This is a genomic window from Microcoleus sp. AR_TQ3_B6 (assembly GCF_036702785.1).
Classification (GTDB): domain Bacteria; phylum Cyanobacteriota; class Cyanobacteriia; order Cyanobacteriales; family Microcoleaceae; genus Microcoleus.
Window position 1 is genome coordinate 1 of record NZ_JAUBVJ010000178.1, and the last position, 5,249, is coordinate 5,249.

Annotated in this window: 6 protein-coding genes; all 6 read left to right on the forward strand. The window is 48.9% G+C overall.

The features are described 5' to 3' along the window. Window positions 1–240 precede the first annotated feature (240 nt). The 6 genes from QUB56_RS36190 to QUB56_RS36215 all read left to right on the forward strand — a co-directional run bounded on the left by QUB56_RS36190 (window position 241) and on the right by QUB56_RS36215 (window position 4,995). Window positions 241–585: a hypothetical protein gene (locus QUB56_RS36190; protein ID WP_332961184.1), complete on the forward strand. Its 345-nt coding sequence runs from the start codon at window positions 241–243 to the stop codon at window positions 583–585. Continuing rightward, a complete protein-coding gene (locus QUB56_RS36195) occupies window positions 582–851 on the forward strand; it encodes a hypothetical protein (protein WP_332961185.1) in 270 nt (89 codons plus the stop codon). The genes QUB56_RS36190 and QUB56_RS36195 overlap by 4 nt, the downstream gene beginning before the upstream one ends. After that, the gene (locus QUB56_RS36200; protein ID WP_332961186.1) at window positions 839–1,396 is read left to right on the forward strand and encodes a hypothetical protein; all 558 of its coding nucleotides are present in this window, start codon (window positions 839–841) and stop codon (window positions 1,394–1,396) included. The genes QUB56_RS36195 and QUB56_RS36200 overlap by 13 nt, the downstream gene beginning before the upstream one ends. After that, window positions 1,377–1,643 carry a hypothetical protein gene (locus QUB56_RS36205; protein WP_332961187.1) on the forward strand — a complete coding sequence of 89 codons (267 nt, stop codon included), beginning with the start codon at window positions 1,377–1,379 and terminating at the stop codon, window positions 1,641–1,643. Before QUB56_RS36200 ends, QUB56_RS36205 begins: the two co-directional genes overlap by 20 nt. A gap of 636 nt (window positions 1,644–2,279) precedes the next feature. Next, complete coding sequence (locus QUB56_RS36210; protein ID WP_332961188.1) at window positions 2,280–4,760, forward strand: DUF3854 domain-containing protein; 2,481 nt, start codon at window positions 2,280–2,282, stop codon at window positions 4,758–4,760. A gap of 13 nt (window positions 4,761–4,773) precedes the next feature. Beyond that, a complete protein-coding gene (locus QUB56_RS36215) occupies window positions 4,774–4,995 on the forward strand; it encodes a hypothetical protein (protein ID WP_332961189.1) in 222 nt (73 codons plus the stop codon). Window positions 4,996–5,249 lie beyond the last annotated feature (254 nt).

Consider the following 5,249-nt stretch of genomic DNA (forward strand, 5'->3'; position numbering starts at 1 on the left):
TCCCGTTGCCGTTGTTGATAAACGTTCGCTAGTCTCAGTGCGAGCGCACTTTTTGACCTGCTTAGTCTAAACTCCAATTCAAATCGGAGCTTCAAAATAATGGGAACAATGACCCGACTGTTCGGCGGTGACAGCAGCGATGCCATCAGCCACAAAAGCGAGAAGTTAACCGCTCCGACCGATGCAAGCGTTATCACGCCTCTAAACCCTGGAAGCTTTGCGAGTATTCGTACCTCACCAGTGTGTGAGGCTCCACGCTACTTCTCTGCTGAGGAAGCAGACGCCATGAAAAAGCTCGCCAAGGAGAAGACTGAGGGTGCAAGGCACGCCAAGAAAACTTACAAGGCAATGACTAGGATTGAGGAAGCGGACGCCAAAGTACACGTAGCGCACCGCAAATATGAGTCGGCGGTCGCTACTAACGAACTCAAAAAGAAGCGTGGCGACCTGAAACACGCCAAGACTCTGCAAGGACTGCGACCGGGTTATGCCCGCCTAGGCATCGGCTTGGAGAAGGCAGAAAATCGTGCTACTGAACGGATTGAAGCCATCAAAGCCAAGCTTCTAGGAGGCGCTAAAGAATGATAAAGGCGATCGCACTCGGTAACAACTTCCTGCTGACTGCGATCGCCTCCAGCTTCCTCTGCTGGCTGGCGTCGCTACACCCTTCTCTACTGTCGTTTGTGCAAGCATTGTTCGCGCTCAAGCTCATTGCCAGCGCTACCGCTTGGCTGTTGGATGACGCCATTATTGCCATCCTAAAAATCGACTTACTGCAATTTAGATTCAGGCTAATCGCAAGTACAGTCGGGGCTTTAATCGGTGTGGGGGTGATGCTATGTCGCTCCTAAAGGTGTCGGCTTTGACTGTTTCTGGTATCACGCTCTGGCTTTTACCGCCGTTTGTTTTTAGAAGCAAAATCCCCCTGCACAATTTCATGCAGGGCATTGCCCTGGTGTCGGGTTTTACTTGTACTTTTGAGGCACGTCGCTGTGCCTTAAAGGTTTCTAAAGAGGCAGAATTTGAGGCAATGAAAGACGCTGCTGTTAAGGCTGATGTGGTGGACGAGATTAGCACTTCCATTTACATCAGCGAGCAGCAGCGACGCAAGGAAGCGGAAGCAATTCTGGCAAGTTCAGACGAGGAAGTGGAAGCAGCGCGGAAAGCACTGGAAGCCATATATACCAATAACTTACAGGCTGAAGCTTCCACTTCCGACTCTCCTGATTACCCGGTATATTTGGAAGTCCGCAAGTCAATGGAAGCGGGTAAGTCTGTGACTTGGATTGTTGAGAATGTCCTCAAAATGGGAGGGCGTAAATTCTCGGAAGGCAAGGCGAAATTACAAGATTTACTCAATCAATTTGAGGGGGGAAATGATGAGCAAAACAGATAAGACCTCAGAGTGGGCACCAACTACTGTTGCAGTAGCTGAATTGGGTATCAGCCGAGGCCACTTAATCAACCTTAAAGACGACGGCACTTTTAAGGCTGGTGAGCATTGGCGGGATATTCGCCGGACGAATGCAGCTCGCGCCTCTTACAGATGGCACTTACCCAGTCTTCACAAAATCTTGAGTATCGGGCCGGAAGTGCGAAAACACTATCCGATTCGATATCCAGTTCGCAACAAAGCAGTGTAGGAGCGGTTACTTAATTGCTTCTTCTGGAAGCTTTGCAGAGCAAGCGTTTCCCTCCAAAAACTCACTCGTCGCCCTTATAGGTCGATGTGGTAGAGACTGGCTAGGGAAAAAGAGATCAATGAGTTTGAGGGTAAGACGTAGAGTGCAGTTAGGAAGGAACCAGATAATGTGTGTGGCTTGCAACAACCCTATAGGGCTGTCAGTCATCCTTACTGCTTCTTTCCTACGCGTGTTCTGAGAGTGTTGTCAAAGTGCGAAACCCGTAGGGTTTGTGATGGTGTCAGAGTGTAGTCAGAGTAAGCTCAAAGCAGGTATAGCCTGTGCGTGAGGGATTGAATGCAATTGTAGGGAGACAAAAACTTGTTACAGTTAGAGCAGGAATCTTGACACAGCAACCTTTTGCTGTTGTTGTCAGCAAAAAGATTCGGGTAAATGGGAAGGATAGAAAATTAAGGCTGAGGTTGGCACGGCATGACAACTCAAACGCATTACCGCAAAAATAGGGCGGTCTCTTCCTCTATGCCCTAAATTATTTCAAAGCTTAGGAAACGCCAAAAACCGCTGCATTCAATTGAGACCTGAACGGCAGCGGCTTTTGGAATCATGCTCACCCAGGCGGTGAGCACATAAATACTCGTGAGTACATTATACCCCACTGGGGAAGATTCCGCATTTCCAAAATTTAACAGCTTCATCCGCAAGCACCTAATCGAATGGGTTGAAGGCTCAGCAGTATCCGAGGAAATTGCCTCCCTCAACATTGAATCGTTAACCGTCAAAGAATTAAACGAGCGCATCCGTCCAAAGGAACCCATCAAGACAGGTGGCTGGTGGTGCCGGGGCGTTCTTTGGCGGACTGGCGAAAGAGCTAGCAACTGGTACGGGCAAGCTAAACCAGATAAGCCACATCAGCCAGACGGCTCTAAACCTCGCAAGTACCTCACGGGTAGCGGCATAGAGCCTGATGCAATCTTCCTTGCAATGCCAGATAAGGATTACTGGGCCAAAGTTTACGCAGATAAGTCAATCCCCCGGAACTGGACTGAGGGAGTCAAAAAAGCTGGAGCAGGTTTGAGCATTGGACTTGCAACTATTGCTCTGACGGGCGTATGGAACTGGGGCAAAGATGGCGAATTAGCGCGATTTGTTGGCGAGTGGGCTGAACCGGGAACCGTCCACTACATAGACTTTGACTCCGACTATGTGGCCAATCCGTCCTGCCGTGCAGCCATTTTGAAGTTTGGTCGCCTGTTAGTTGAACGGGGCTGTGAGGTACACATCACTGTTTGGGATACGCGGTTCAAAGGGATGGATGATTTCATCAAAGCTAACAGTGGTGAGACTTTCAAAGAGGCTGTAGCGAGTGCGCCAACTCTAGATAAATGGGAAAAACAGCTTGAGAAAGGCGATCGCAAAAATGACACTTCAAACCCTAATATTTCTTCTACTTCTCACCCGCGCACGCGAGAAAATGTAGTATATTTGGAGTCTAAAAGTAGCACAAATGACTACATCCCTGACTGTGCGCCAATTCCAGAGCAAAGCTATGTACACAAAGCTATCGAAGCTTTGTATTCAGAGGGACACTGGGTATCAATAGCTGGTCAGCTTTTTGAATTCGTAGGAACTCATTATGAGCCACGGTCGGAAGCTGCCGAGAAACGACGGATTCTTGAGTGGTTGAGAACTTATGCAGAATTTGTGAAGGGGAAGCCTCGCTGCAATCGGTATAACTCTGCTAGTGCCAATGAGGTTTACAACTCTATGGTTGGTACTTTTGCCGTAGACCTCAAAACCATCAATCCTGATGGATTGAACACTACTAGAGGGGTCGTGAAAATCAACTCTGATGGTACTCACCAGTTGTTGCCACATGACCCTAAGCAGGTCTATACCTATGTCGGCTGCACGTATGACCCTGACATTGATGTGACGGACTGCGATCGCCTTTTGGAATGTTTGGAGCCGTCGCAACGTGAGATATTCCTGAGAACTGCTGCTGCTGCGTTGAATTTGAAGCTTGTGCGCTCGAAGTTGACGGGGCGAGGCGTAAAAGGCTTGTTGTGCTACGGCGAGGGGTCTAACGGCAAGGATACGCTGCGAGCTGTGTTGGCCGCTGTGTTCGGGCGGGGGATGACCGGCAAGTCGCTGTCAGACTTCAAATCCTATGACAATGGCCGCAAGTTCTCGCTGGCTGGAATTGAAGGAAGCATCTGCAATTGGGCTTCAGAGAACACGGCAAAAGTAGACCTAGATAACCTTCAGAGCCTTAAGCAGTTTATTACTGGGGACATTCTTGATATTGAGCGCAAGGGCAAGGACGGCTACGAATACAAGCCTGCGGCTATCTTTTTTGCCAATTGCAACAAACTACCCTCTATCACTGGAGGAACGGCCGCTATTGATGACCGCTACGGCATTTTGAGCTTCAAGAAAACCTACAAGCTCGACGCTGACCCGTCTCAGGGTGAGTTAAAGGCTGACCCGCGCTACAAGGATGACGAAAACTTTATCCTTGAGCGGATTGCACCGGCGATGCTTAACAAGATGTTGGAGCGGTTGCCACTGCTGCTGACCGAGGGCATTGACTATAAGGCTACCCGCGAGGCAATGCGAGAAGCTCAGGAAGAAAGCCGCCACCTTTGGCAGTTTGTGAGGGACTCGGGATATGAAGCTGGCAAGGGTGAGCGAGTTTATGCCAAAGATTTATGGAGCGAGCTACAAGAGTGGTATCAAGAGGCAGGGATACTCGAAATTGAGTGGAACAAGGAAGGTAAGGAGAAGTTGATTTGGAACGAGCTACCTAACCAGTGGGATAAGCCCGTGAAGGCTATAAACCAGTTGTACGCTCGACTTTGTGAGATTTTCCCCAAACTAGAGAAACATCGGCACACAGAAGCAGTTCTTGAATCTGGCCGGACTAAGGGAGATTTTTACTATCTCGGCATCAGTAAACAAAAGTCTAAGAGAAGTGAAGAAAGTGCTCCACCAAGAATTTTCTGGTGGAGCACTGGTGGAGCAAACAACCCTTATACAGAGCGGGAGTGGAGATGGTGGAGCACTAAACCCAACCATTTTGGACTTGTGCAATTCGATTGCAAAACTCACCCTCTCTGACAAGCAAAAACTGGTGGAACTACTCACAGGCACCCCTTGCTCTGACCCGCTCAAAGCTTTCAAAATTGGAGACAAAGTGGCTGGCAACAGGCCAGAGGACTCCAGCTACAACTGGCACGGCCGCATCGTTGAGATTCACACAAGTATCAGTTGCAAAGTGGACTGGCAAGAGCGCGAAGGCATGAAGGGTGGACGGGTAATCTCAATGCTCTTCTGTAACCTGCGGAAAATTTAGAGGCTCTGCCTGACAACTAACGGCTTAATCTCATCCCCCTTGACTGGGGGATTCTTGTGTCTACAATTTCTGTAGACAATTTGTTGACACTGTAGACGGTTATCAGTTATTGTAGACAAATGCTGAATACAACTGTCTACAATGAGTCAAAGTCAAGTCGTATCGTTCAGAGCTTCCGGCCACTTCCTGAACTGGATAGAAGCTCAGAGACTAGAGGGTGAGTCGGTAAGTCAAGCTGCACAACGCATTCTCAA

Excerpts from the sequence above, each read along its gene's own strand:
- QUB56_RS36195 (WP_332961185.1), top strand. The coding sequence starts at position 582 with ATGATAAAGGCGATCGCACTCGGTAACAACTTCCTGCTGACTGCGATC.
- QUB56_RS36200 (WP_332961186.1), top strand. The coding sequence starts at position 839 with ATGTCGCTCCTAAAGGTGTCGGCTTTGACTGTTTCTGGTATCACGCTC.
- QUB56_RS36205 (WP_332961187.1), top strand. The coding sequence starts at position 1,377 with ATGATGAGCAAAACAGATAAGACCTCAGAGTGGGCACCAACTACTGTT.